Below are 25,134 nucleotides of genomic sequence, written 5' to 3' on the forward strand. Positions count from 1 at the left end.
CTTATTCAGTCAAGCGTGGAGAACCCGAAACGAGCACCGAGCATACACAAGCCATGGGCCATCCCACACTGCCCCAGCTCATAAAAACAAGGAAAAAAGTCGCTATTTCATTGGGTGGTGCCGCTCCCGAGCGAGTCCCGCCAACGCCTGTAGCCTGTGACCCGCCAGTCATCACCAAGCGGTCTTTTATCGGCTGATGCAAAGCTCGGTTTGCCCGGGGTGACGCCGCACCCTAGAATGCCCCGATGCGCGATGATCTCTCCCTTCTGCTGAACTCCCTCAACGATGCCCAACGTCAGGCCGTAGCCGCCTCCGTGGGTCGTCAGTTGGTCCTGGCCGGTGCCGGCTCCGGTAAAACCCGAGTGCTGGTGCACCGTATCGCCTGGTTGATCCAGGTCGAGAACGCCTCGCCCCATTCGATCCTGTCGGTGACGTTCACCAACAAGGCCGCGGCCGAGATGCGCCATCGCATCGAACAACTGATGGGCATCAACCCCGCCGGCATGTGGGTCGGCACCTTCCACGGCCTGGCGCACCGCTTGTTGCGGGCGCATTGGCAGGAGGCCGGGCTGAGCCAGACCTTCCAGATCCTGGACAGCGACGACCAGCAGCGCCTGGTCAAGCGGGTGATCCGCGAGCTGGGCCTGGACGAGCAACGCTGGCCGGCCCGCCAGGCCCAATGGTTCATCAACGGCCAGAAAGACGAAGGCCTGCGCCCGCAGCACATCCAGGCCAGCGGCGACTTGTTCCTGGCGACCATGCGCAGCATCTACGAAGCCTACGAGGCGGCGTGCCAGCGTGCCGGGGTGATCGACTTTTCCGAGCTGCTGCTACGGGCCCTGGACCTGTGGCGCGACCACCCAGGCCTGCTGGCCCACTATCAAAAGCGCTTCCGGCATGTACTGGTGGACGAATTCCAGGACACCAACGCCGTGCAATACGCCTGGTTGCGCCTGCTCGCCAAGGGCGGCGACAGCCTGATGGTGGTGGGTGACGACGATCAGTCGATCTACGGCTGGCGCGGCGCCAAGATCGAGAACATTCACCAGTACTCGGCGGACTTCCCTGACGCCGAAGTCATCCGCCTGGAACAGAACTACCGCTCGACCGCCGGCATCCTCAAGGCCGCCAACGCCCTGATCGCCAACAATACCGGGCGCCTGGGCAAGGAACTGTGGACCGACGGCGGCGAAGGCGAGGCGATCAACCTCTACGCCGCCTTCAACGAACACGATGAAGCCCGCTACGTGGTGGAAACCATCGAGAGCGCGCTGAAAACCGGCCTGGCCCGCAGCGACATTGCCATCCTGTACCGTTCCAACGCCCAATCGCGGGTACTGGAAGAAGCCTTGCTGCGCGAACGGATCCCGTACCGCATCTATGGCGGCCAGCGCTTTTTCGAACGTGCTGAAATCAAGAACGCCATGGCCTACCTGCGCCTGCTCGAAGGTCGTGGCAACGACGCGGCCCTGGAGCGGGTGATCAACGTGCCGACGCGAGGCATCGGCGAGAAAACCGTCGAAGCGATTCGCGATCACGCGCGCCACAGCCACGTGTCCATGTGGGAAGCCATGCGCCAACTGGTGGCCAACAAAGGCGTGACCGGTCGCGCCGCCGGCGCCCTGAAGGCCTTCATGGACCTGATCGAAGACCTGGCCGCCAAGTGCGGGGAGATGCCTCTGCACTTGATGACCCAGACCGTCATCGAGCAGTCCGGCCTGATCGCCTACCACGAAGCGGAAAAAGGCGAGAAAGGCCAGGCTCGGGTGGAAAACCTCGAGGAGCTGGTCAGCGCCGCGCGCAACTTCGAGAACACCGAAGAAGACGAAGACCTGTCACCGCTGTCGGCCTTCCTGGGTCACGCCTCCCTGGAGGCCGGCGACACCCAGGCCGACGAACATGAAGACAGCATCCAGCTGATGACCCTGCACAGCGCCAAGGGCCTGGAATTCCCCTACGTGTTCCTCGTGGGCATGGAAGAAGGCCTGTTCCCCCACAAGATGAGCCTGGAAGAACCGGGGCGCCTGGAAGAGGAACGGCGCCTGGCTTACGTTGGTATCACCCGGGCCATGCAGAATCTGGTGCTGACCTACGCCGAAACCCGACGCCTGTATGGCAGCGAGACCTACAACAAGGTGTCGCGCTTCGTCCGTGAAGTGCCGAAGGGCCTGATCCAGGAAGTTCGGCTGTCCAACAGTGTCAGCCGACCGTTCGGCGGCGGCCAGCAACAAAGCACCAGCAGCCTGTTCGGTGGCAGCGACATCCCGGAAACCGGCTTCAGCCTCGGCCAGACCGTGCGGCACTCGGTGTTCGGCGACGGCGTCATCCTCAACTTCGAAGGCGCTGGCGCCCAGGCCCGGGTGCAGGTGAACTTCAGCGAAGGCAGCAAGTGGCTGATGCTGGGGTATGCCAAGCTCGAGGCGATCTAGAGATTTGTGTAGGCCCCCGTGGGAGCGAGCTTGCTCGCGATAGCGGTCGATCAGTCATTATTGATGCTGACTGACACACCGCTATCGCGAGCAAGCTCGCTCCCACAGTTGTTCTGGGAACATTTCCGATAGAACTTGTTCCTCTTTCCTACAGCCCAAAGCGAACAGGCCCTCTTGCACAGCTGAAGCTGAACCTCACCTGTCATGCAAAAGCCAGAAACACTCTGCCGCTAGCCAGCAACAGTTCAGCTGTGCAACATGGCCCGCGTGCTATCCACAAATGGGAATGCCTTTATATGAAACGTTTTCTTAGCGTCGCCATGGCGTTGTGCATCGGCCTGACGATGGCCATCGATGCCAATGCCGCCAAGCGCTTTGGCGGTGGTAAAAGTTCGGGAGCAGCCCCGACTCACCAGACCAGCCAGATGGCGCCGTCTTCTGCCGCCGGCTCCACCGCTGCCACCGCAGGCGCGGCCGGTGCCGCTGGCGCTGCCACCAAGGCCAGCGGCGCGTCGCGCTGGCTCGGCCCCCTGGCCGGCATCGCCGCCGGTGGCCTGCTCGCCTCCATGTTCATGGGCGACGGCTTCCAGGGCATGCAGATCTTCGACATCCTGATCATGGCGGTCATCGCCTTCCTGGTCTTCCGCTTCATTGCCGCTCGTCGTCGCAAGCAGCAGGAGCAACTCGCTCCAGCCGGCCACGCGCCGATGCAGCGTGAAGTGTTCAACCAGCAGCCTGCCAGTGGTTCGATCTTCGGTGGTTCGGCAGCGCCTGCGGCCGCTCGTCCGGTCATCAATGCGCCGGCCTGGTTCAACGAGCAACGCTTCATCGAAGCCGCCCGCAACCACTTCATGTCCCTGCAGCAGCATTGGGACGCGAACGAAATGGACAAGATCGCCGAGTTCGTGACCCCGCAACTGCTGGAGTTCCTCAAGCGCGAGCGAGCCGAGCTGGGTGATGGCTTCCAGTCCACCTACATCGATAACCTGCAGGTGCAACTGGATGGTGTCGACGATCGCGCCGACAAAACCATCGCCACCCTGACCTTCATCGGTGTCTCGAAGGATTCTCGCTTCGACAAGGGCGAAGCGTTCAGCGAAAGCTGGAACATGGAACGCGCCCAGGGCGATGACCAGCCTTGGCTGGTGGCAGGTATCCGCCAGAACGGTTGAACCTTTGCCCGTTTTGCATGTTGAAATAAAAGAACCCCGGCCCAGGCCGGGGTTTTCTATTTCGCGGTTGCATCTATGGCGAGCTACTGTATAAACCGCTTCATATAAAACCGCGCCATCGAGAAAGAGGAACCCCGGACGTGGAAGAAATCATCGAACAATTGCGTGAAGCCAACGAGCCCGTACCGGTCCCGCTGGAGTTGCCCGACGAAGATTTGCTGGTAGAGATCGAAGAACAGCTGTTCATCGATATCCCATTCGTCTTCAGGGAGTTTTTGCTGACCGTCAGCGATGTCGTCTACGGCAGCCTGGAGCCGGTGACCGTCACCGATCCACAATCCCACACCTACCTGCCGGACGTGGCCGCCAACGCCTGGGATGCCGGTGTCGACCGCAGCCTGATCCCGATCTGCCAGGACGGCGACGATTATTACTGCGTCGAAGAGGACGGCACGGTGGTGCTGTGGCAGGCCGAAGAAGAACTGATCGCCGAGGAAACCTGGGAATCGGTCTGGCACTGGGCCCGGGACGTCTGGCTGGAAAGCTGAGCCCCGTCGCCGGTCAATGCCCGGACGACTCCTTGTGGTTGTCCAGGGTTTCAAGCAGGGCCACCTGCATCCGCGTATGCAGGCGGATGAACCAGCGCCAGAGCAGTGCCGCCACGGCAGTCGCCACCACGGCGATCAGTACGAGCAACTTGTTGGTCGGCAGAATGCTGGCCGACAAGGCTGCCAAGAGCAGGAAAATCACCAACAGCGAGAGAATTGGGATCACTTCGGCGATCACCCGACGCACACGCTGGGTGTGGCGGCCAGCCATCTCCGGCTTCACGCCCATTTCCGCCAGCAGCATCGACAGCGCCTTGAGCTTGCGGTACGCGGCGATCAGGAACGGTAGCGACAGCAGCAACGCCCCACCCCAGATCAGTGCTTTCTGCCAGCTCGGGTCGCTGATCCAGGCTTGCAGGTAAGCCGACATCCGTTCGGCGAAAAAACCACCCGAGACAAAAATCGCAATCACCAGCGCCAGGTTGACGCCGACCTGCAGCAAAATCCGCCGGATCATCGACGCCACCATCGCCCCTTCACCCTGGGGTTGGATGCTACGCAGCCATTCCCCGTACATCCCCAGCACCCGCGTCAGGCGCTGTGGCATGACCGTCGCCAACTTCACGGACAGCGGGTCGGCGGCCCGGATCAGGTACGGCGTCATCAGTGTGGTCAACACCGAGACGGCGACCGCGACTGGATAGAGAAAATCGCTGGTGACCTGCAGGGTCATCCCCAGCGAAGCGATGATGAAGGAAAATTCGCCGATTTGGGAAAGCCCCATCCCAACGCGCAGCGAGGTGCGTCCGTCATTGCCGGCGATAAAGGCACCAAGGCCGCAGGACAACATCTTACCGAGCACCACTGCGCCCGTGATCACGGCAATCGGCCAGGCGTACTGCAGCAGTATCGCCGGATCGAGCATCAACCCGATGGCGACGAAGAAGATCGCGCTGAACAGATCACGCACCGGCTCCACCAACCGCTCGATCTTCAGCAGTTGCCGGGACTCGGCCATGATCGCACCGATCAGGAACGCCCCGAGCACCATGCTGTATTCCAGTTTCACCACCAGCAGGCAGAAGCCGAAACACAGGCCGAGCACGGTAATCAGCAGCATTTCGTTGCTGTCGAACTTCGCTACGTAGGCCAGCACCCTCGGCACCAGCAGAATGCCGATGACTAACGCGACGATCATGAACAGCGACAACTTGCCGACGGTGGAAAACACTTCGCCAGAGCTCACGGTGCCGCTCACGGCAATGCTCGACAGCAAGGCGATGATGCCAATGCCCAGGATGTCCTCGACGATCAACACCCCGAAAATCAGCTGGGCGAAGCGCTCGTTTTTCATCTTCAGGTCGTTGAGCGCCTTGACGATGATCGTGGTGGAGGAAATGGCCAGGATGGCGCCGAGGAACAGCGAGTCCATGGTGCTCCAGTCGAACCAGCGGCCGATTTCGTAGCCGATCCAGATCATCAGCACAATTTCGAGGAACGCCGCGATGAAGGCCGTGGCGCCGACCTGGAACAGTTTGCGCAGGCTGAATTCCAGGCCCAGGCAAAACATCAGGAAGATCACCCCGAGCTCGGCCAGGGTCTTGATCGTGTCTTCGTCATGGATAAAGCCGAACGGTGGCGTATGCGGGCCAATGATGAAGCCGGCCACGATGTAGCCCAATACCACCGGTTGTTTGAAACGATGAAAGAGTACGGTCACCAACCCCGCCGCCATCATGATGATCGCCAAATCCTGGATGAAACTGATGGCATGCATGTCGGGGCTCCCTGTTCAAAATTGACTCACTGCAGAGCTGGAGAAATCCGTTTCCTCTGTAGGAATTGCCCTCGCAACGGGCTTTTGAAGGGTAACACCGCGACTTCCGACAAAAAGACGGTGCAATATATGGAAACAGATCCATTGGCGCGTGACGGCAAGCACAGGCGCAGCGTCCCGATATCGTGTGGTTTTTAAAACCTGGTGACCTGTTCGCAGGCCGCCCCTAGCACCCGCAGAGGTGCCTCCCGAATGACTGCCTTGAACCGTGAGTACGTTATGGAACCCGGAAACGCCCAGCTGTCGATGACGGTGTTGATGACCCCCGATATGGCCAACTTCTCTGGCAATGTCCATGGCGGCACCTTGCTCAAATATCTCGACGAAGTCGCCTACGCCTGCGCCAGCCGCTACGCCGGACGCTACGTGGTGACCCTGTCGGTTGACCAGGTCATCTTTCGTGAGCCGATTCATGTCGGCGAACTGGTGACCTTCCTGGCCTCGGTGAACTACACCGGCAACACGTCGATGGAAGTGGGCATCAAAGTCGTGACTGAAAATATTCGCGAACGCTCGGTGCGCCACACCAACAGTTGCTTCTTCACCATGGTTGCGGTGGATGACCAACGCAAGCCCGCGACCGTGCCGCCCTTGCAGCCGCAAAACAGCGAAGAAAAACGCCGCTACGAACAAGCCCAGCAACGCCGGCAGATCCGCCAGGAACTGGAGAGGCGCTACCAGGAGATCAAGGCGGACGGGCCTTAATCGGCCGCCGGGAGCGCGCTTGCTCGCGATGGCGGTGTCACAGCCAGCATCGATGTTGAATGTGATTTCCTCATCGCGAGCAAGCTCGCTCCCACAGGGATTTGCAGCATCTCCACGGGCGATCAGAGGCTGATTGGCACAGCCTCGAACCGCACCCGTGGATGAGCGATCCGGTCCTGGGCGCGGACCAGTTCCAGCTCATAGCTGGTACAGGCCTGGGTCTCCAGCAACACTTCGTGCACCGCCGCGGCGGTGAATTCGAATGCCGCGACCAAACTGTCCCCCAACAGAATCCGCGCCAGGAACAGGCCCGACGTCAGGTCGCCCACCCCCACCGGCTGGCGCGGGAAAGCCAGCAGTGGACGACGCAGGTGCCAACTGTCATTGGCGGTCACCAGCAGCATTTCGAAACTGTCATCGGGTTTGCCGGGGTAGGCCAGGTGCTTGACCAGCACCGCCTTCGGGCCACGGGCCAGCAACGCGCGGGCCATGGCCAGGCAGTCCAGCAACGACTGCGCCTTGCGCCCCGAAAAACTGTCCAGCTCCAGTTGGTTCGGGCACATGAGGTCCGCCACGGCAGCGGCTTCTTCCAGGAGAAATTCGCTCACCTCGGGCGCCACGATGCAGCCCTTCTCAGGGTGCCCCATGACCGGGTCGCACAGGTACAGCGCCTTGGGATTGGCAGCCTTGATCCGCGCCACGCCCGTCAGAATCGCCCGCCCCTGAGCCGCGCTGCCCAGGTAACCGGACAACACCGCATCGCAATGCCCCAGCTCACCAATAGCGGCAATGCCTTCTACCAATGCCGGTATCTGCTCTGGCGCCAGCACCTCACCGGTCCATTGGCCGTACTGGGTGTGATTGGAAAACTGCACGGTATTGAGCGGCCAGACGTTCACGCCGACCCGCTGCATCGGAAACACTGCGGCGCTATTGCCAGCGTGACCGAACACCACGTGGGACTGAATGGCAAGCAGATGAGGCGTACGTTTCATGCGGGAAGTTTCCGTAAAACGATTGAAATTCAAGCCGCGCAGTATGCGACTAAACGCAGCCTGTACGACAGACCGGCGAGACAGTTAAGCTGACAGCAACTTGTTGGAGCACTTCGTTCATGCTGACCCTTGGAAACATCTTCGTGCTGATGCTGCTGGCTACCGGCGGCGCCTGGCTGTGGCACAACCATGGCTTGCGCGAACGGGCGTTGGCGAGGGTCATGCAGCATTGCGCCAACCTCAAGATCGAGCTGCTGGACGGCAATGTGGCGCTGAAAAAAATCGGCTTCGTGAAGGACGCCAATGGACGACGACGCCTGGCTCGCGTCTACAACTTCGAGTTCACCGTCACCGGCGAAAGCCGCCATTCGGGCACCATCACCCAATTTGGTGCCCACAGCGCACACATAGAGCTGGCGCCCTACCCGATGCCCTTCGAAGAAACACCGCCAGCGCCCATCGAACCGGTCCAGACCAGGCCCAGGGCTGAAGTCATCGAATTGAGCCAATGGCGCCAGGAACACAACAAGTGGAAGCCTTGAAACAAGGCTGATTCAGGAACATCGACAACTCACCAGACCGGCTTTCAGGCGATCGACGTCTTGCAGCTGATCGAAAATCAGCTCGACCCGAGAATCCTGGCGCCACTCGCTGGCTTGCCAGCCCAGCGCCGCCCCCTCCAACGCATTGGCTGAAACCCAACCGTCGCAGCTGTGGATAACCATCTTCGCCCGTTTCCAGCCCTGGTCTTGTAGCCATCGCGTCAGCGCCGCCGCGTCGAATCGTTGGCTTGGGTGCCAGCGCCAGCCGATACTCCAGCCTCCGTCCTGCTGCTGATACAGGCAGATGGGTTGCGTCGGGTCGGTCCAGATGGCCGGGATCTGGCCCAGACTCTTGGGCAGGTTCACGTTATCCACAGACCCGCTGCCCTGAGCCGCAAGGCCTGGTAATCGATCGATCGGTAATGCCGCGTGTTGCGTCCAGTACAACGCAGACCCTGACAGTTGCGCCGTCACCCGTTCGCGATCGGCTTGCGTGAGGCTCTCGGATTTGTTCAGCACCAGCAGTCCGGCATCCGCCAGGGTTTGTCGCTGCGCATCGGGCAAGGGTTTGCCGTCCGCCATCGCCCGGGCATCCAACACCAGCACACAGGGTTGCACCGCGAGTACGCCGAGCCAGGGCGCTTCACTCAGTTGCCGCATCAACTGTGCCGGATGTCCCAGGCCCGAGGGTTCGATGAACAGCCGATCCGGCCGGGCCTTGCGCAGCAAACGCCCAAGACCGATCTGAAACGGCGCGCCATTGACGCAGCACAAGCAGCCGCCGGCCACTTCGCCCAGTGCGATACCATCGCCAGCCTGGGTCAGCAGCGCGGCATCCAGGCCGATCTGGCCGAACTCGTTGATCAGCACCGCCCAGCGTTCATTGACCGGTCGCTGGGCCAGCAGATGCCTGATCAGGCTGGTCTTGCCGGCGCCCAAGGGGCCGGCGATGACATGGGTGGGAATGTGCTGCAACATAATCGACGGCTTTCGATGGAGGTGAATATGCGATTGATCGGCTGGTTGTTACTGGCACTGATGTCGGACCAGGCGCTGGCCCAGGCCTGCGTGGTTCACAGCCAGGCGGAGCGACTCGATGTGAAAGTCTGCCAACAGAACCGCAGCATTCCGCAGAAACTGTTTGCCGATGGCTTCTGCCAGCCAAACCTTGCCGGCCAGAAGGTCGAGGTGCAATACGTCGATCAATGCCCTGGCGGCGCGTTCGGCGTTTGCAGCAACGCCCAGGTCGCCAATATGCCTTACCGCCAGGATATTCACTATTACGGCGTGGCGACCGATGCCGCGTACCTGCAGCCATTTTGCGAAGGGCAAAGCCAAGGCACCTGGCTCAAGCCCTAAGCCAGCCAATCCAGCGTGAGAATCAGGCGACGCTCTCCCGGCGCAGGCGCAGGCGAGCGATGGATCAGGCCAAACCCCTCATTACCGTGCCATTTCTCGCCTTTAAGCAAGCCGACATCACCGCAACCAAACTGCTGGATCACGCGCGGATCAACCGGTTCTGCCTCAGGCTGTGCCAGGTGCCGACGGTCCATGGCCTCTTCCTTGAGCCACTGGCTGCCGACGCCCGCATAGGTGGTCAACAGCCGTACCGGTACGTGGTCAACGTGGAAGCGCGGGCACATGGCCTTGTCCAGGGTGCGCAGGCGCAGACCGACACGTTGCGCGCCCAACAGGCAGGCAAACGCACAGACCAGCCAGGAAACATCGGCGATAAAGCCTTCATAGCCCTGCAGGTCGCTGAAACCCGCGGCCAGACCGTCCAGCGCTGGCTGGGTGTCTTCCTCTGGCAAGTCGAGCACCCGTGATTCAGCCAGCGGCTGGTCCATCGCCAGCACCATGGCCGCAAAATCGCTGATGTGGGCGGGAAGCTGACGCTGCCAGACCGCCAGGTTGGTGCCGTCGTCCAGGATCTGCGTGAATACCCCTGGCGTATCACCTTGGACCTGTCGTACCTGCGTCGTTCGTTTCAGACTGGGCGCCAGCATCACGCTGCAACCTCTTCATGCCACGGCCCGAACGGATCCGGCAACAAGCGCCAATTTTCGACCCCAAGGGCCATTTCCGCATCGGTGAGCAGGCAAGCATCCAGTTCAGCGGCGAGTTGGCCAAAATCAATGTCCTGGCCAATGAAGACCAGCTCCTGACGACAATCGCCTGTGGCAGCCAGCCAGTTCTTCATGATCGCCGCGGTGCTCTCTTCATCCTGCGGCCATTGGTTTTTCGGCACGAACCGCCACCAGCGCCCGGCGAAGCCATGTCGCATCAAGCCGCCAGCCTGAGACCAGCTGCCCGCCTCCTCAGGCTTGCTGGCCAGCCAGAAGAACCCCTTGGAGCGCAGGAGTTTGCCATTGGGCCACGGCCGGTCGATGAAGTTGAAGAACCGCTGGGGATGAAACGGTCGGCGAGCCCGATAAGCGGTCGAGGCGATGCCGTATTCCTCGGTTTCTGGCACGTGCTCACCGCGCAGCTCCTGTAGCCAGCCAGGTGCCTGGGCGGCGCGTTCGAAGTCGAAAAGGCCTGTGTCGAGGATTCTGCCCAGTGGCACCTGCCCCATGACCATGGGAATGATCTGCGCCTGGGCGTTGAGACGCTGCAGAATCGCGGTCAATTCCTCCCGCTCATGCTGGCTGATCAGGTCGATCTTGCTGATCAGAATCACGTCGGCAAACTCGATTTGTTCGATCAGCAGATCGGTGATCGAGCGTTCATCCTCCTCACCCAGGGTTTCGCCTCGCGACGCCAGGCTTTCGGCGGCCTGGTAATCCAGCAGGAAATTCACCCCATCGACCACCGTGACCAGGGTATCGAGTCGCGCCACATCGGCCAGGCTTCGGCCCTCTTCATCGCGAAACGTGAAGGTTTCCGCCACTGGCAGCGGTTCGGAAATACCGGTGGACTCGATCAGCAAGTAGTCGAAACGCCCTTCCCTGGCGAGTTGCCCGACTTCTTCGAGCAAGTCCTCGCGCAACGTGCAGCAGATGCAGCCGTTGCTCATTTCCACCAGCTTCTCTTCGGAACGACTCAGGGTGACATCTCGCTGGACTTCGCTGCCATCGATGTTGATCTCGCTCATATCGTTGACGATCACAGCAACCCGCAGGTTGTCGCGATTACGCAGGATGTGATTGAGCAGTGTGCTTTTACCGGCACCGAGGAATCCGGAAAGTACGGTGACGGGAAGACGATTGGGCATCAGGTATATCCTCATCGGGCGGCCGCTTCGATGACGGCTCGTTTTCAGGGCTTGGTTGTCTTTATGTTATAGTATAACAACGCAGTTCAACCAGCCCCGCCGCTCCTCATTGGTCTGAGATCCATTCATGCGCAATCCTCTGAAATTTGTTTTTGCGGGCTCATTGTTGCTGTGGGCGTCAGGCGCTGCGGCCCAGAGTCCGCTCTTGGCAAACTGCACCCGTAGCGCGAATTTGCTGGCGTGTGTGGATATGCAAGGCAATGCCTATAGCGTTGCGACGGCTGGAAACACTATTTATTTACGTGGTTTTGAAGCCACCACTCGCCGCTATTGGGCGCAAACGAACAGCCGTTACGGTCAGCTCACGTTCTTTACCGGACTGGCGTCGGATGGGGAAAGTTGGGTTGGATACAGCCAGCGTGTGGGCTGGACAACCCTCAATCGTTTTTCCAGCTCGGGCGGTAGCACCGGCGCATTTACATGCGGCCGCATGAACGGATGCCAGGATTCATCGCGTTAATGTTTCACGTGGAACGTGAACATTCAGGGAGATGAAACTCCTTTCATGGAAAAGGCTTCTTGAAATTAACTGTTATACTATAACATCTAATTTTAACCTTCGATGGGCCTTGACCATGAATGCGTTAACGCTGCCCGATGTGGCTGCGCAGGTTTCACATCAAACCCTGCCCCTTGATTGGGTAGGCATGTGTGGCATCGCAACGCCGGTGTTGATTGATGGCCAGCGCCTCAGCGCAACGGTCGACGCCGGTGTGAGCCTCGATGACAGCGAGGCACGTGGCATTCATATGTCGCGTTTATATCTGGCGCTGGGGTTGCTGGAAGAGACGCCACTTTCGCCAGCGCTATTGCGCCGAATCCTGGAGCAATTCCTCGACAGCCATGAAGGCTTATCCCATGCGGCTTCGCTCACTGTGCATACCGAGCTGCTGCTCAAACGTCCGGCGCTAATCAGCCCGTTGGCAGGCTGGAAAGGCTATCCGGTGAGCATCGAAGCCCAGTTGAAAAACACAATGTTCCACGTGGAACTGAAAATTCAGATTCCCTATTCCTCGACTTGCCCTTGTTCGGCAGCCCTTGCCCGGCAGTTGATCCAACAGCAATTTGTCGACGACTTTGCTAACAAGAAACTTGAGCATGCCGAAATTCTCGCGTGGTTGGGCTCATCGAACGGCATTGTTGCCACCCCGCATAGCCAGCGCAGCACGGCGACTTTGACTCTACGTCTGGACGTCGCTGTCGACGAATTGCCGCTGCAGTCGTTCATCAACCAAGCCGAAGCAGCCCTCGGCACCGCCGTGCAGACCGCCGTGAAACGCGCCGATGAGCAAGCCTTCGCCTTGGCCAACGGGCAAAACCTGATGTTCTGCGAAGACGCCGCGCGGCGATTGAGCACGGCCCTGGCCCGCTCATCGGAGATCACCGCCCTGGATGTACGCGTCGTTCACGCCGAAAGCCTTCATGCCCATGACGCCGTGGCACAAAGCCGCTGGACCCGGGAGCCATCATGATCGACTGCCAAGCACTGCGCTGGGGTGCACCCGGACAACCCCTCACACCGCCCCTCGCCATGGAGCGACCGGCAGGCAGCCTCACCGCCATCATCGGCGCCAACGGCTCGGGCAAAAGCAGCCTGTTGAAAGTGCTCGCGGGGCTGCAAAAGCCGCTGGCCGGCAAAGTCGCCTTGAATGTTCCACGACGTGGTGGCGTCTCATTCATGCCCCAGCAGCAACATCTGGATCGGCAATTTCCCATCAACTTGCAAGACCTGGTGGCGGCCGGTTCTTGGGGCAATCGCCACACGCCAGCCATGCGTAGACAGTTACTGCAGACCGTACTGGACGATTGGGCACTGAACGGCCTTGAGCAGCGTCCGCTCATGGCGCTGTCGGGAGGCGAGCTGCAACGCGCCCTGCTCGCTCGCCTGAGCCTGGCCGAAGCGCCCTTGCTGTTGCTCGACGAACCCCACGCCGCCCTCGACGAACAAGGCCAGGCGCTACTGTGGAAACACATCCATCGCTGGCACGCAGCAGGCCGGACCATCGTGGTGGTGTGTCATGATCTGGCAGCGGTACGCCAACATGTCCCCCATACGCTGCTGATCAAAAACACCGGCTGCGTGCTGGGCCGCAGTGTCGATTTGATCGCCCAACAACCCCATGCGTGGGTGGCCTGATGCTCACGGCCACGCATTTCTGGCAACCCTTCCAAGAGTTTGTCTTCATGCGTCGGGCCTTGTTGGGTGGCCTGGTGTTGGCGTGCAGCACGGCGCCGTTGGGTGTGTTCCTGATTCTTCGGCGCATGAGCCTGATCGGTGACGCCGTGGCTCACGGCATCCTGCCCGGCGCCGCTCTGGGTTTCTGGTTTGCCGGGCTGAGCCTGCCCGCCTTGACCCTGGGCGGTCTGGGCGCGGGCCTGAGCATGGCCGGGCTTGCCGCCTGGATTACCCGGCGCACCGGCCTACGAGAGGACGCCAGCCTCGCGGCGATTTATCCCATTTCCCTGGCGGCCGGCGTGTTGATCCTCGGCATGGCCGGCAAACGCCTGGACTTGTTGCATCTGCTGTTTGGCTCGGCCTTGGCGGTGGACGGCCCCACACTCACCGGCATGTTGTGGGTTTCCGGCGCCAGCCTGGTGGCGATGGCGTTGATTTATCGACCGCTGCTGCTCGATACCCTAGACCCGCTGTTCCTGCAAACCGTCAGTCGTCTCGGCCCTTTGGCCCACGGCGTGTTCCTGACCTTGGTGGTGCTGAACCTGGTGATCGGTTTCCAGGCCATCGGCGCGTTGATGGTCGTCGGCCTGATGATGCTGCCGGCCGCCGCGTCGCGATTCTGGAGCCGTCGCCTGCCGCTGCTGATGCTGATCGCCGCGCTGCTCGGTTGCCTCTCGGTTTGGCTTGGCCTGCTGTTGTCGTTCTATTACTCACTGCCCAGCGGACCGTCCATCGTTCTGGTGGCGGGCGTGTCGTATCTGCTGTCGGTGGTATTCGGGCCGGTGCACGGTTTGCTGCGCCGCCCGCCCTTGCTCACATCCCAATGAGGTGTTTCCCGATGCGCGTACTGCTCGTGCTAATCAGTCTGATGCTGTCCATGTCCCTGTCCGCCGCCGAAAAACTCCAGGTGGTGACCAGCTTCAGCATCCTCGCCGACATGACCCGACAGGTCGGTGGTGAGCATATTCAAATCACCAACATGGTCGGGCCGGACGCCGATGCACACACCTACGAACCCACCCCAGACGACGCCAAGGCGTTGCTCAGGGCAACACTGATCATCAAGAATGGCTTGGGTTTCGAGCCGTGGCTGGACCGACTGGTGACCAGTACCGAAACCAGTGCCCCGGTGATCAGCGCCAGCCGTGGCGTCATCCCCCGGTCACTGGATGAGGACGGTGAGACCATCCCCGACCCGCACGCATGGCACAACCTGGCGAACGCCGAGCTGTATGTCAGCAACATCACCAAGGCACTGGAAGCTGCCGACCCGGCCAACAAGGCCGACTACGAACGCAACAGCCAGGCATACCTGAAGAAAATCTACGCCCTACTCGCCGAAGCCAAGGCCAAGCTCGGCGCATTGCCTGCCGGTAATCGCAAGATCGTGACGTCCCACGATGCATTCGGTTACCTGGGCCAGGCCTATGGCATCGAGTTCATGGCGCCCCAGGGGTTATCCACCGAACGTGAACCGTCGGCGGCAGAAGTCGCGGCGCTAATTACCCAGATCCGTCAGGCGAAAGTCAAAGCGGTGTTCATGGAAAACATCAAGGACGCGCGCCTGCTCAAGCAGATCGCCGACGAGAGCGGCGCTCACATCGGCGGCACGCTGTACTCCGACGCACTCGCCGCCAGCGGACCGGCGAGCACGTTCACCGGCCTGTTCGAATACAACCTCAATACGTTGTACGAGGCACTGAGTCGGCCTTAGAGCATGTGTGGGAGCAAGGCTTGCCCGCGATGAACGGTGACGCCCTTGGCGACTCACCGAATTGTTTGCATCGCGAGCAAGCCTGGCTCCCACAGGCTCACCAAGCGATTACTTCAAATGAGCTTCAAGCCCTCGGTTTGACCGTCCCGCAATCCTGCCCCAGCCAGACCGCGCGAGTGTCGAGGCTACCGTTCTGCTGGATGCCGGTGGCATTGAACGTGCCGTTGACCTTGGTGGTGAATTCACGATCACTCTGGAATGTCGCGACCCCAGTACCCTGGGCTTTCGGGCAACTGAAGCGGAACTTCCACTGATTGCCGGTGCGCTCGGTGATCTGCTGCTTGCAACCCGATTGCGGGTCTTGCAGCGGAATGTCATTGGTTTGCACCTGCGCCGGGGTCAGGCACACGCGAATGCCTTTACCCCCCATGGTAATCCCCTGCTTTTCCAGCATCGCCCGTTGCTCCGGGGTCATCTGGGTTTGCAACTGGCCAAGGATCAGTTGCAGGTCCGGCAGGTTCTGGTTATCGACCTTCATATTGCTGGTGGTCAATTCCCACAAACCCGGCTGGAGCATCTGCGCCTGAGCCGCCATCGGAACCGACAAACCCATCGCCAAGGCCACACCCAGCAGACGAACATTCATTACACGAACTCCAGAGGACAAGTGGCCGTTAGACGCCTTCCACGGGGTTCGGTTCAGGGCCTGAACCGGTGAATTAAATAGCGACATTCGTCACGGAACATGGTCTGTTAAGCATTGAAACTTCAGGAGCAAGGCTGCCCCATGGATTATTTCGGCCCGCATGTTTTCGGTTACCTGATCGCGCTGCTCCACACCCTGGGTTCCATTGCCGCCGTCCACGCCGTGCTGACGGTGCGCACCGCCCAAGGCTCGATTGCCTGGGCCCTGTCGCTGACCTTCATTCCCTACCTGACGTTGATTCCTTACCTGGTGTTCGGCCGCAGCACGTTCGATGGTTATATCAAGGCGCGTCGGCAAGCCAACGAAGAAATGCGCAAGGCAATCTCCGAGTTGAACTGGCGCCCCTGGGTCGAAGAAGCCCTGACCGCTCGCGCCTCCCAGGCCTATGCCTCGTTACGGGCCATGCCGAAACTCGGACGCACACCGTGCCTGGCCAATAATCAGGTGCGTTTGCTGGTCAACGGCCACGCCACGTTCGAGGCGATTTTCCAGGCCATCGAACAGGCACGACAGGCCGTGCTGATCCAGTTCTTCATCATCCATGACGACCGCCTCGGTCAACGCTTGCACTCGCTGCTCTTGAAGAAAGCCGCCGAAGGCGTGGCCGTGTACCTGCTCTATGACCGCATTGGCAGCCACTCCCTGCCCCACCGCTACGTGCAAGCCTTGCGCGACGGTGGCGTCCACGTAAAAGCGTTCGCCACCCGCAGCGGCTGGCTCAACCGATTCCAGGTCAACTTTCGCAACCATCGAAAGATCGTGGTGGTGGACGGCGTGCAAGGGTTCGTCGGCGGGCACAACGTCGGTGACGAATACATGGGCGATAAACCACCCTTGGCGCCGTGGCGCGACACCCATGTGCAAGTGTGCGGGCCGGTGGTGGCGAGCATGCAAGAGTCGTTCGCCGAAGACTGGTTCTGGGCGGCCCGTTCCCTGCCCCCGCTGATCCTGCCGGACAGCTACCCGGACGACGGCGTGCTTTGCCAGTTGCTGGCCAGCGGCCCGGCCGACGCCTATGAAACCTGCTCGCTGTTTTTCGTCGAGGCCATTCACGCCGCCAGCGAACGCGTCTGGATCACCACGCCCTACTTCATCCCCGACGAAGCGGTGTTCGCAGCCTTGCGCCTGGCGGTACTGCGCGGCGTGGATGTGCGCATCCTGCTGCCCTCGCGGCCCGACCACAAGATCGTCTACGCAGCGTCCAGCCTGTACGCGTTTGAAGCGGTACGGGCCGGTGTGCGGATGTTCCGTTATGGACCGGGCTTCCTGCATCAGAAAGTGGTGTTGATCGACCGGGAAATCAGCGCCATTGGCAGTGCGAACCTGGACAACCGTTCGTTCCGCTTGAACTTCGAAGTCATGCTGCTCACCGTGGATATCCCGTTCGCCAGTGAGGTCGAGCAAATGCTTGAAGAGGACTTCGCCCAAGCCCAGGAAATCGACAAACAGGAAAGCCGGGAGACCCACCGCCTGCAGAAGGTCGGCATGCGGATCGCCCGGCTTATTTCCCCGATTCTCTAAGGGGTGTAGATGTCGTCGCGGGTCCATGGCAGCTCATGGCTACCGTCGGCATGGGCCTTCACCGCCAGGATCTGGTGCAGGTTGATCCAACCCTTGGCGAACGCGTAGGCGCACCCGGCCAGGTACAGACGCCAGATCCGCAATGCCTGCTCCGGCACTTCCTTCGACGCTGCCTCGAGATTGTCCTCCAGGCGTTCACTCCAGTGATCGAGCGTGCGTGCATAGTGCATGCGCAAGCTTTCCACATCGACGATCTCCAGCCCCGCTTCACTGATCTGCGCGGAAATCATCGACAGGTGCGGCAACTCGCCGTTGGGGAATACGTACTTCTCAATGAACTCGCCCGCGCCGCGACCGACCGGACGCCCGTCGGTGTGCTTGGCGGTGATGCCATGGTTCATCACCAGCCCACCTTCGCGCACGGCGCCGAACAGCGTCTTGCAGTACTGCTCGAGGTTGGCGTGGCCGACATGCTCGAACATACCCACGCTGACCACTTTGTCGAAGCGGCCGTCCTGGGGCAGGTCGCGGTAGTCCAGCAGTTGCAACTCGACCTGATCCTCCAGGCCTTCGGCCTTGACCCGTTCCCGGGCCAACGCCAGCTGCGCCTTGCTCAGGGTAATGCCGAAGACCTTGGCACCAAACTCCCGCGCGGCATAACGCGCCAGGCCACCCCATCCGCAACCGACATCCAGCAGGTAGTCCCCCGGTTGCAATCGCAGCTTGCGACACAGGTGGCGAAACTTGGCTTGCTGGGCCTGCTCGAGGGTTTCGCTGCCTGTCTCGAAATAGGCACAGGAATAGGCCATGTCGCTGTCGAGCCATAGCTGATAAAACGCGTTGGAAAGATCGTAGTGGTAGGAGATCGCCTTGGCGTCGGTTTCCTTGTCGTGGACCGAGCGCACCGGCTGGTTGTCGGGATCATCCTCGACCAAGGCCTGGCTCAATTCATCGCAGACCCGAATGACTTCGTGGATCGGGCCTTCGAGTTCCAGTTTGCCTTCGACAAACGCCGCCCCCAATGCGTCCAGGCTGGGGTGAGTGAATTGCGCGACCATTTGTGGGTCCTTGACCACAATCGTGACGCTGGGGTCGGCCCCCAGTGAAAATTCGTGGCCATCCCAGAGCCGCAGCCGAAGCGGTAGATGCAGATTCTGTAAGGCCGGTGGAAGTTGCGCGAGCATGGAAAATCCCCCTTGTTTCAGACGTCTGAAATGAGGGTAGACCATGCTAGAAAAATAGCAGGCTATCGAATTTATAGCCTTTTTCTATCGCTGTCCCAAATCACTCCTGTGGCGGGTAACTCCTGCGCTGGCACGCCCTCTCCAATAGCAGACTGCAAGTACAACGCGCAGTTCGCTGACCCTACCCAACGGTGCCCTTCGCTTGGATCTTGAGCAGTGGCTCCTGGAACCGCAGCAAGCGCCCGGCATTACCTAACACTAGCAGGGTACTGAGATTGTGCAGCAGCGCAGCGATCATCGCCCCCGCCGCGCCAAGCCAGCCGAAGGCGGCAAAGGCAACGATGGCCAGCGTCCAGCCCAGGCCAATGATCACGTTGACCTGCAACGTGCGCCGACACTGGCGACTCAGTCGTACGCAGGTACCGAGGCGCCGCAGGTCGCTGCCGATCAGCACGATGTCTGCTGACGCCAGGGCGATGTCTGCACCACCGGCTCCCATGGCGACGCCCACCACCCCGGCCTTGAGCGCCAGGGAATCGTTGATGCCATCGCCCACCACCATCGGGCGGAACCCATGGTCGATTTCAGCCATGACCCGCTTGAGTTTGTCTTCCGGCAAAGCCTGGGCTTGCACATCGCCGATGCCGACATCCCGGGCCAGGATCGTGGCCACGCTCTGGCGGTCGCCGGTCAACAGCAACTGACGGCCCAGACCCAACTCGCGCAACTCGGCCATGGCCACCTGTGCCTCCGGCTTGACGCTGTCGGCCAACAGCAACCAGGCGAGGAACTGCCCATCCAGCGCCAGACCGGCAATCGGGCCGTCGTGCTCAGGAACCGCTGGGGTTTGAATGCCCAACTGTGCAAATAACTCCGGCCGACCGAGGGCCGCTTCGCCCTGAGACGTCATCGCGACCACACCCAACCCCTGGCGCTCACGAATGTCCGTCAGGGCCAGGCAGTTGTCCTGTTCCACCAGCCCCGCCAAGGCACGACTGACCGGATGACTGCTGGCCGACCCGAGGCTGGCAGCCAGCGGCAGCAACAACGACGCGTGAGCATCCTGGGCAGGTTCGATGGATTGCAGGCGCAACACGCCATAGGTCAAGGTGCCAGTCTTGTCGACGACCAACGAGGTCAGGTCCGCCAGTTCTTCCAAAAAGGCCGAGCTGCGGATCAGGATCCCGTGGCGCGCCGCCACCGCGATCCCGGCAATGGCGGTGGCCGGCGCCGACAGCACCAACGCGCAGGGACACGCCGCCACCAATACCGCCAACATCGCCTGGGCATCGTTGGTCACGAACCAGGTCACTGCCGCCAGTAACAACACCAATACCAGGTAACTGCCGGCGTAGCGTTCCAGCAAACGGGTGATGGGTGGCTTGGAGCGTTCGGCGTTTTGCATCAGGGCGATGACCTTGCCCAAGGTGGACTCTTCGCCAGTACGGGTCACCTCCAGGCGCAGCAGGCCATCGAGGTTGATCGCACCACCGAAGACTTCCGTGCCGACCACCGCCTCCAGCGGCACCGACTCACCGGTGATGGGCGCGGTGTCGAGGCTGGCCTGGCCGGACAACACCCGACCATCGGCCGGCACCCGGTCACCCGCGCGCACCTCCACGACATCGCCGGCCTGGAGCGTCGCATTGTCGACGTCGATGATCGAGCCGTCGGCCTGTACCTTGCGACCTTGGCTACGGGTCAGTTGGCCAAGGGCATGGATCGCCTCTTGGGAACCGATGACACTGCGCTCTTCCAGCACATGGCCGAAGATCATGATGATCGGCAGCAACGCCGCGGTCAGCAGATCGCCGGTGGCCCAGGCGCCGAGCATCGCCAGGGCGATCAGTTGGTCAGTGATTCCGTGCAGGCTTGGGTACCGCAAGCTGTACCAGGCCGAACGCATCACCGGCACCGCCACCAACAGCGAGGCGAACCCCAACAGCAGTTGGCTGACGCCGCTCTGCTCTGGCGACCAGCCGCGCCATACCAGGCCCAATGCGAGCAAGCCAAGAGCGAGCATCGCCAAGGTCAGTTGCCGGGCGGCGATGCGTTGCTCCGCCGAGGACAGCATCGGTACAGCAGGCGTTCGAGCGGTCATTGGCCGGCTCCCTGGATGATCAGCCGAGAATCGTCTTTCGGGTCGACCGTGGTCACTGAACCGGCCTGGCGAAGGATGGCAGGCATGCGTTCGCGATACAGGCGCAGCAGCATTTGCGGATCGCTGCCCTGGGTCTTCGCCAGCCCGAGTACCGTGGCCGTGTCGGCCGAAGCCTTGGCAAGCCGCTCGCTGGCCTGGGCATGGGCGACTTGCACGGCACGGTCAGCGTCCTGGCGGGCGACCTGGGTGAGTTTTTCCGCTTCAGTCCGTGCGTTGGCCACGGCTTTGTCGGCCTGCTGGCTGGCGGTCAGTACCGCGTTGAAAGCACTCACCGCCGGCCCGGGCAGACTCGATTGCACGTCGACCCGCACCACTTCGATGCCCAGCCCCTGCCCCGTCGCCGCCAGGTCAGCCAGGCGTCGGTTAAGCCCCTGAACCAGATCGCCTCGCAAGCGTTCGCGGCGCTCGGCCGCCTGGTTGTCACTGCCCATCAGTTCGGGGCGAGCCACCAGAATGGTGTCCAGGTCCCGGGCCGCGGTCAGGGCCACGGCACTGCGGGTCGCCAGTCGATCCAGTGCCGGCAGGACATGTTCGCCTTGCAAGACGAAAGCGTAAGGGTCCGTGACCTTATAGAACACCCGCACATCCAGTTGCACCACACCGGCATCACCGGTCAATAAATAACCAGAGCCGGCCAATGCATCGCTGACCGGCGTGGCGAAACTGGCCACACGATCAGCCTGCAAGGCCGCGTCCGAGCGCAGCAGGTTTTCCACCCGCCGTTCCAGCACCCGATCCGCTGCTGGCAGCAGGATCACTTGTTCCACGGGGCGCGGCCAAGCCAGCAAGAGGCCGGCATTCTGGATACGATCCAAGGCGCCGAAGTGCAGCACCACCGCACGACTCTGCGGGTCGATCTGGCGCACGTTGGAAAAGACCCAGGCCAACGCCGCCAACACCGTGACAGCGTAAAGCGCTAGAAACGCCAAACGCCCGGCCTGGATCCACGGACTGGATAACGCATTTGTTCCACGTGGAACCAAACTCATGGTTGTGTTCCACCTTTGCCGTCCATGGAGGCAGGACCGTCCACCAGGACACGGAATGGTGCGGCATCGGTGCGCAAAATCAGCTTGGTGCCTGGGCTGACGATGGTGCCCAAGGTGTCCAGCGAACGGAGCAGGTTGTAGAGCTGGGGAGAGCCGGCGTATGCCCGGCCATAGATTTCGGCCGCGTCCACCCGGGATTGCGCCTCGATATCAGCGGCCTTTACCGTGGCATCGGCTTGCACGACGCGGGCATCACGTTCTGCGGCGGAGCGAATCTGCGCCGCTTCGCGCTTGCCGATGGCGGTGCGTTCGGTGGCGATGGTTTCGCGCTCGGCTCGCATGCGGTCGACGGTTGCAGTCAGCGTTACCGATGGCAACGTCAGGCGTTCGATACCGACTTGCAACACCCGTACACCGTAAGTGGCAAGCAACTGTTGATCGATCTGCTGACGCAACTGCGCTTCGAAATCGGCGATGCGCACTTGGCTGGCATCGGTGTTGACCAGGTTCGCCAGGTCAAAACTGGCGGCCGTGGTTTCCAGCGCGGAGCCGACAAATGTGCGGATCTGCCGCGCAGCTTCGTCCGGTTGGTTCTGCACCGCGCGCATGAAACGCTGCACGTTGTCCGGGTCGCCCTGGACCTGCCAGGCCACGTAGGCCTGGACAATGATCCGCAGTCCATCGCGGGTACCGACATCCTGCAGTCCGCTTGAGGTGGTGCGCAATCGCAGGTCCACCGGGATCGCCGCCTCGAATGGCGCCGGCCAGCGCCACCCCAGGCCAGGTTGCAGCAGCACCCGGGCCGGATTGCCGAAACGGGTAATGACCGTGGCCTCCCCCGACCGCACTTGCACCAGGCTCGCGGCCGCGACGGCAAAGGCCACCAACAACACGGCCCAGCCCATCCGCCGCCAAGGAAACGGCCCGGCTTGCTGCGGGTCGCCGTGATGGTGGTGATGATGACCATGGTGATGACCAGCATGGCCGTGATCGTGACCGGCGTGGTCGTGGTGACCGTGTGAAGAGGACTGGCTCAATGGGCAGCTCCTGGCGGGACAGGGTTACGCGGCGACGCGGGGTCGGCCGGCAGCGTGAAGGTTCGCAAGTCGATGGTCGGCGCGTTGCTGCTACCGCCCAGGCGATGATCGAGAATCAGCAACTGGGCATTGCCGAGGCCCTGGCTCAGTTGGCTCAAATAATGTTCCAACACAAAAGCGTGCCCCGCCGTGGCGTAGGCTTTGCGGTCGGCGTTGAAACGCAAATCGGCAGCCTGGGCGGTCGCGTTGATTTCCCGCGCAGTGGCACTGGCCCGGTCATGGGCGATGCTGGCTTGCAATTGCGCCTGGTTGGTCTGTTCCGCCGCCGCGCCACGCTCCCGGGCGATCAATGCCTGGGCGCCGATCTGCGCGGCCTGCACGCCGTGGTAGGCATTGGCCGCACCGGCCGGCGGATGAATCGCCTCCACCACCGTCGCCAGGATTTCCACACCGCTGTCGACAGATTGCAGATCAGCCTGGACAGCGCGACCGATTTCGTCGGCCAGGCTCACGCGGTCGGCACCCAGCAAACCATCCAACGTACGCGAAGCAAACTCATGCACCAGGATGCGGCTGGCGGTGCTGCGGATCAGCGTCGGCACATCGGCGCTGTTGTAAGTCGCCGCCAGCGCCGCGGCATCCGTCAGGCCGATGCGATAGACAAAACGCACATCCATGTTGACGATCTGGAAGCTCTGCTGGTCGGCACGACGGCTGGCAATGACCTGGGATTTGTCGTTCACATGGCTGGCATCCCACAACCGATTGGCAATGGCCGGTGCCGGTCCCTCCGCCGGTTCAGCCTCGACCTCTGCACGACTCTGCGCGACGCTGGTCGCCAGTTCATGCACAACGCCATTCTCGACATTGAGCACCCTGCCCCACGGCCAAGGCAACGCGACATGCAAACCGGGACCGAACACCTCTACCGGTTTACCGAAGCGCTCATAGATGCCCCGCCCCTGCAGCGGCACTTCGTGCACACCTGTCAGCAACCAGCCCACCAGCGCCACTGACGCCAACACCGGCAAGAAAGCCCGACGCATGTAGCTGAAGGCCCAGATCTGGCGCAGGTCGATGCCGAAACGGTTATGCAGTTCATGCTGCAAGGCCAGCCACGGTTGCGGCGGCCAGCGCAACAGATCGGCGATGACACTGCGGCCCAGCAGCGTCGGCTCCAGGGCGTCCCGGCGCGGGATGAACAACGATAGCACCGCGCGCAACAACAACTCCGCCGCCACCAGCCCGGGCAACAGCCCCATCAGCACCGCCAGGCGCACCGACCAGGTGGACGTTTCTGCAGCGAACAGCAAGCACAAGGCGCCAAGCACCAGCACGATGATCGCCACCCGGGTCAGTTGCGCCAGCGCTGGCGCTTCCGGCCACTCCACGGGGGGCTGCTGGGCCAATTGCCGCTCGAACACCAATAACCCGAACGCCAACAACAACGACAGCACCGCCCCCACGCTGGCGGAAACACCGAGGGCGGCAGCCGGCAACTGCAAGTCCCAGGCGTGCTCCAGGCCCAGCAATACCAGTACGGCCCAACCGGCCAGCCACAACGCGGGCGCACCGATTTGCTTGAGCAGACCGACCGAACGGGCACCGATGCGCTCCAGCAGCCGCTCATACCAACCCAAGTTATCAACAGGCTCGTTTTCCGTCGGCAGGTTATCCACAGCCGGCAACAATGCCCTGCTGCGCCATTGCGTCACCCACCAGGCGGATTGCAAGCCGGCCACCAACACCAACAGTCCCGCACTTTGGCTGACCAGCAAGACCGGCCACAGCGATTGCGGCGAAAACACCCCGATAAAAAACGCCAGGACCAGACCCAATCCCGCCACGCCTCCCAAGGCGCAGGCGATAAGCTTCAAGCGGCGCCCTTGAAACGACGCGCGCTGGAAACGCGGCCATTCGGCCACTTGTGCCCCCTCGATATCTAGATCGACTTGCATACCACCCCAGCTTTCGTGGCGATCAAAATCCGGGCTTGTGGGCAGACGCCACCGCCGCTCCGTTATATGCCGTTACCTTATAACGATTACTGTGAAATTTCTGTTTTGAATTCTTCATGACAAGGCCCACGTCGACCTCTTGACTTAAGCCTTGACCGGAATCTCTGGAAACGCTCATATTACGCT

General features: G+C 61.5%; 23 protein-coding genes. 12 read left to right on the forward strand and 11 right to left on the reverse strand.

Annotation, left to right across the window (positions count from 1 at the left end; translation table 11 throughout):
* Positions 1-245 precede the first annotated feature (245 nt).
* The 3 genes from uvrD (at position 246) to IB266_RS16125 (ending at position 4,149) form a co-directional block, all read left to right on the forward strand.
* A complete protein-coding gene (gene uvrD / locus IB266_RS16115; RefSeq protein WP_060739967.1) occupies positions 246-2,429 on the forward strand; it encodes a DNA helicase II in 2,184 nt (727 codons plus the stop codon).
* A gap of 296 nt (positions 2,430-2,725) precedes the next feature.
* Entirely contained in the window at positions 2,726-3,601 is an 876-nt protein-coding gene (locus IB266_RS16120) for a Tim44 domain-containing protein (protein ID WP_192261766.1), read from the forward strand.
* 140 nt (positions 3,602-3,741) lie between these two features.
* On the forward strand, positions 3,742-4,149 hold the full coding sequence (locus tag IB266_RS16125) for an SMI1/KNR4 family protein (RefSeq protein ID WP_003187120.1): 408 nt from the start codon (positions 3,742-3,744) through the stop codon (positions 4,147-4,149).
* Between the two features lie 13 nt (positions 4,150-4,162).
* Here the strand turns inward: IB266_RS16125 and IB266_RS16130 are convergent, their stop codons facing one another.
* Positions 4,163-5,926: a cation:proton antiporter gene (locus IB266_RS16130; protein ID WP_192261767.1), complete on the reverse strand. Its 1,764-nt coding sequence runs from the start codon at positions 5,924-5,926 to the stop codon at positions 4,163-4,165.
* A 279-nt stretch (positions 5,927-6,205) separates the two neighbouring features.
* Between IB266_RS16130 and IB266_RS16135 the strand changes: the two genes are divergently transcribed.
* On the forward strand, positions 6,206-6,691 hold the full coding sequence (locus tag IB266_RS16135) for an acyl-CoA thioesterase (protein WP_060739964.1): 486 nt from the start codon (positions 6,206-6,208) through the stop codon (positions 6,689-6,691).
* A gap of 122 nt (positions 6,692-6,813) precedes the next feature.
* Here IB266_RS16135 and pdxY read toward each other — a convergent pair whose 3' ends face one another.
* Entirely contained in the window at positions 6,814-7,686 is an 873-nt protein-coding gene (pdxY, locus tag IB266_RS16140; protein WP_092200343.1) for a pyridoxal kinase PdxY, read from the reverse strand.
* A 119-nt stretch (positions 7,687-7,805) separates the two neighbouring features.
* Here pdxY and IB266_RS16145 point away from each other — a divergent pair, with 119 nt between their 5' ends.
* On the forward strand, positions 7,806-8,228 hold the full coding sequence (locus tag IB266_RS16145) for a DUF3301 domain-containing protein (RefSeq protein WP_060739962.1): 423 nt from the start codon (positions 7,806-7,808) through the stop codon (positions 8,226-8,228).
* A gap of 12 nt (positions 8,229-8,240) precedes the next feature.
* On the opposite strand, the gene IB266_RS16150 is transcribed toward IB266_RS16145, so the two are convergent.
* Positions 8,241-9,206 (reverse strand): CobW family GTP-binding protein, encoded by a 966-nt coding sequence (locus IB266_RS16150; RefSeq protein ID WP_192261768.1) that lies wholly within the window; start codon positions 9,204-9,206, stop codon positions 8,241-8,243.
* 27 nt (positions 9,207-9,233) lie between these two features.
* On the opposite strand from IB266_RS16150, the gene IB266_RS16155 reads away from it, so the two are divergent.
* Entirely contained in the window at positions 9,234-9,587 is a 354-nt protein-coding gene (locus IB266_RS16155) for an NADH:ubiquinone oxidoreductase (RefSeq protein WP_192261769.1), read from the forward strand.
* Here IB266_RS16155 and IB266_RS16160 read toward each other — a convergent pair.
* Together IB266_RS16160 and zigA are read right to left on the reverse strand one after the other, a co-directional pair.
* Positions 9,584-10,234 carry a DUF1826 domain-containing protein gene (locus tag IB266_RS16160; protein ID WP_192261770.1) on the reverse strand — a complete coding sequence of 217 codons (651 nt, stop codon included), beginning with the start codon at positions 10,232-10,234 and terminating at the stop codon, positions 9,584-9,586. The genes IB266_RS16155 and IB266_RS16160 overlap by 4 nt on opposite strands.
* Positions 10,234-11,442, reverse strand: a complete 1,209-nt coding sequence (gene zigA / locus IB266_RS16165; RefSeq protein ID WP_192261771.1) for a zinc metallochaperone GTPase ZigA — start codon at positions 11,440-11,442, stop codon at positions 10,234-10,236. Before zigA ends, IB266_RS16160 begins: the two co-directional genes overlap by 1 nt.
* A gap of 127 nt (positions 11,443-11,569) precedes the next feature.
* Between zigA and IB266_RS16170 the strand changes: the two genes are divergently transcribed.
* The 5 genes from IB266_RS16170 (at position 11,570) to IB266_RS16190 (ending at position 15,392) form a co-directional block, all read left to right on the forward strand.
* The gene (locus IB266_RS16170; protein WP_086936691.1) at positions 11,570-11,962 is read left to right on the forward strand and encodes a glutamine synthetase; all 393 of its coding nucleotides are present in this window, start codon (positions 11,570-11,572) and stop codon (positions 11,960-11,962) included.
* Between the two features lie 115 nt (positions 11,963-12,077).
* A complete protein-coding gene (gene folE2, locus IB266_RS16175; protein WP_192261862.1) occupies positions 12,078-12,974 on the forward strand; it encodes a GTP cyclohydrolase FolE2 in 897 nt (298 codons plus the stop codon).
* The gene (locus tag IB266_RS16180; RefSeq protein ID WP_192261772.1) at positions 12,971-13,639 is read left to right on the forward strand and encodes a metal ABC transporter ATP-binding protein; all 669 of its coding nucleotides are present in this window, start codon (positions 12,971-12,973) and stop codon (positions 13,637-13,639) included. The genes folE2 and IB266_RS16180 overlap by 4 nt, the downstream gene beginning before the upstream one ends.
* The gene (locus tag IB266_RS16185) at positions 13,639-14,505 is read left to right on the forward strand and encodes a metal ABC transporter permease (protein ID WP_060739955.1); all 867 of its coding nucleotides are present in this window, start codon (positions 13,639-13,641) and stop codon (positions 14,503-14,505) included. Before IB266_RS16180 ends, IB266_RS16185 begins: the two co-directional genes overlap by 1 nt.
* Before the next feature lie 11 nt (positions 14,506-14,516).
* Complete coding sequence (locus IB266_RS16190) at positions 14,517-15,392, forward strand: metal ABC transporter substrate-binding protein (protein ID WP_103307952.1); 876 nt, start codon at positions 14,517-14,519, stop codon at positions 15,390-15,392.
* A gap of 124 nt (positions 15,393-15,516) precedes the next feature.
* On the opposite strand, the gene IB266_RS16195 is transcribed toward IB266_RS16190, so the two are convergent.
* Positions 15,517-16,038 (reverse strand): DUF3617 domain-containing protein, encoded by a 522-nt coding sequence (locus tag IB266_RS16195; protein ID WP_063323704.1) that lies wholly within the window; start codon positions 16,036-16,038, stop codon positions 15,517-15,519.
* A gap of 141 nt (positions 16,039-16,179) precedes the next feature.
* Between IB266_RS16195 and cls the strand changes: the two genes are divergently transcribed.
* Complete coding sequence (cls, locus tag IB266_RS16200) at positions 16,180-17,619, forward strand: cardiolipin synthase (RefSeq protein WP_103307951.1); 1,440 nt, start codon at positions 16,180-16,182, stop codon at positions 17,617-17,619.
* Here the strand turns inward: cls and cfaB are convergent.
* From cfaB to IB266_RS16225, 5 genes are all read right to left on the reverse strand, one after another.
* Positions 17,616-18,803: a C17 cyclopropane fatty acid synthase CfaB gene (cfaB, locus tag IB266_RS16205; protein WP_060739951.1), complete on the reverse strand. Its 1,188-nt coding sequence runs from the start codon at positions 18,801-18,803 to the stop codon at positions 17,616-17,618. The genes cls and cfaB overlap by 4 nt on opposite strands.
* A 181-nt stretch (positions 18,804-18,984) precedes the next feature.
* A complete protein-coding gene (locus IB266_RS16210; protein WP_192261773.1) occupies positions 18,985-20,904 on the reverse strand; it encodes a heavy metal translocating P-type ATPase in 1,920 nt (639 codons plus the stop codon).
* Positions 20,901-21,953 carry a protease modulator HflK gene (gene hflK, locus IB266_RS16215; protein ID WP_060739949.1) on the reverse strand — a complete coding sequence of 351 codons (1,053 nt, stop codon included), beginning with the start codon at positions 21,951-21,953 and terminating at the stop codon, positions 20,901-20,903. Before hflK ends, IB266_RS16210 begins: the two co-directional genes overlap by 4 nt.
* Positions 21,950-22,990, reverse strand: a complete 1,041-nt coding sequence (gene hflC / locus IB266_RS16220; protein ID WP_192261774.1) for a protease modulator HflC — start codon at positions 22,988-22,990, stop codon at positions 21,950-21,952. The genes hflK and hflC overlap by 4 nt, the downstream gene beginning before the upstream one ends.
* Positions 22,987-24,948: a protease modulator HflK gene (locus IB266_RS16225; RefSeq protein WP_192261775.1), complete on the reverse strand. Its 1,962-nt coding sequence runs from the start codon at positions 24,946-24,948 to the stop codon at positions 22,987-22,989. Before IB266_RS16225 ends, hflC begins: the two co-directional genes overlap by 4 nt.
* Between the last annotated feature and the right edge of the window lie 186 nt (positions 24,949-25,134).

The sequence above is a fragment of the Pseudomonas sp. Pdm06 genome, assembly GCF_014851795.1.
In the GTDB taxonomy this organism is placed as follows: domain Bacteria; phylum Pseudomonadota; class Gammaproteobacteria; order Pseudomonadales; family Pseudomonadaceae; genus Aquipseudomonas; species Aquipseudomonas fluorescens_AA.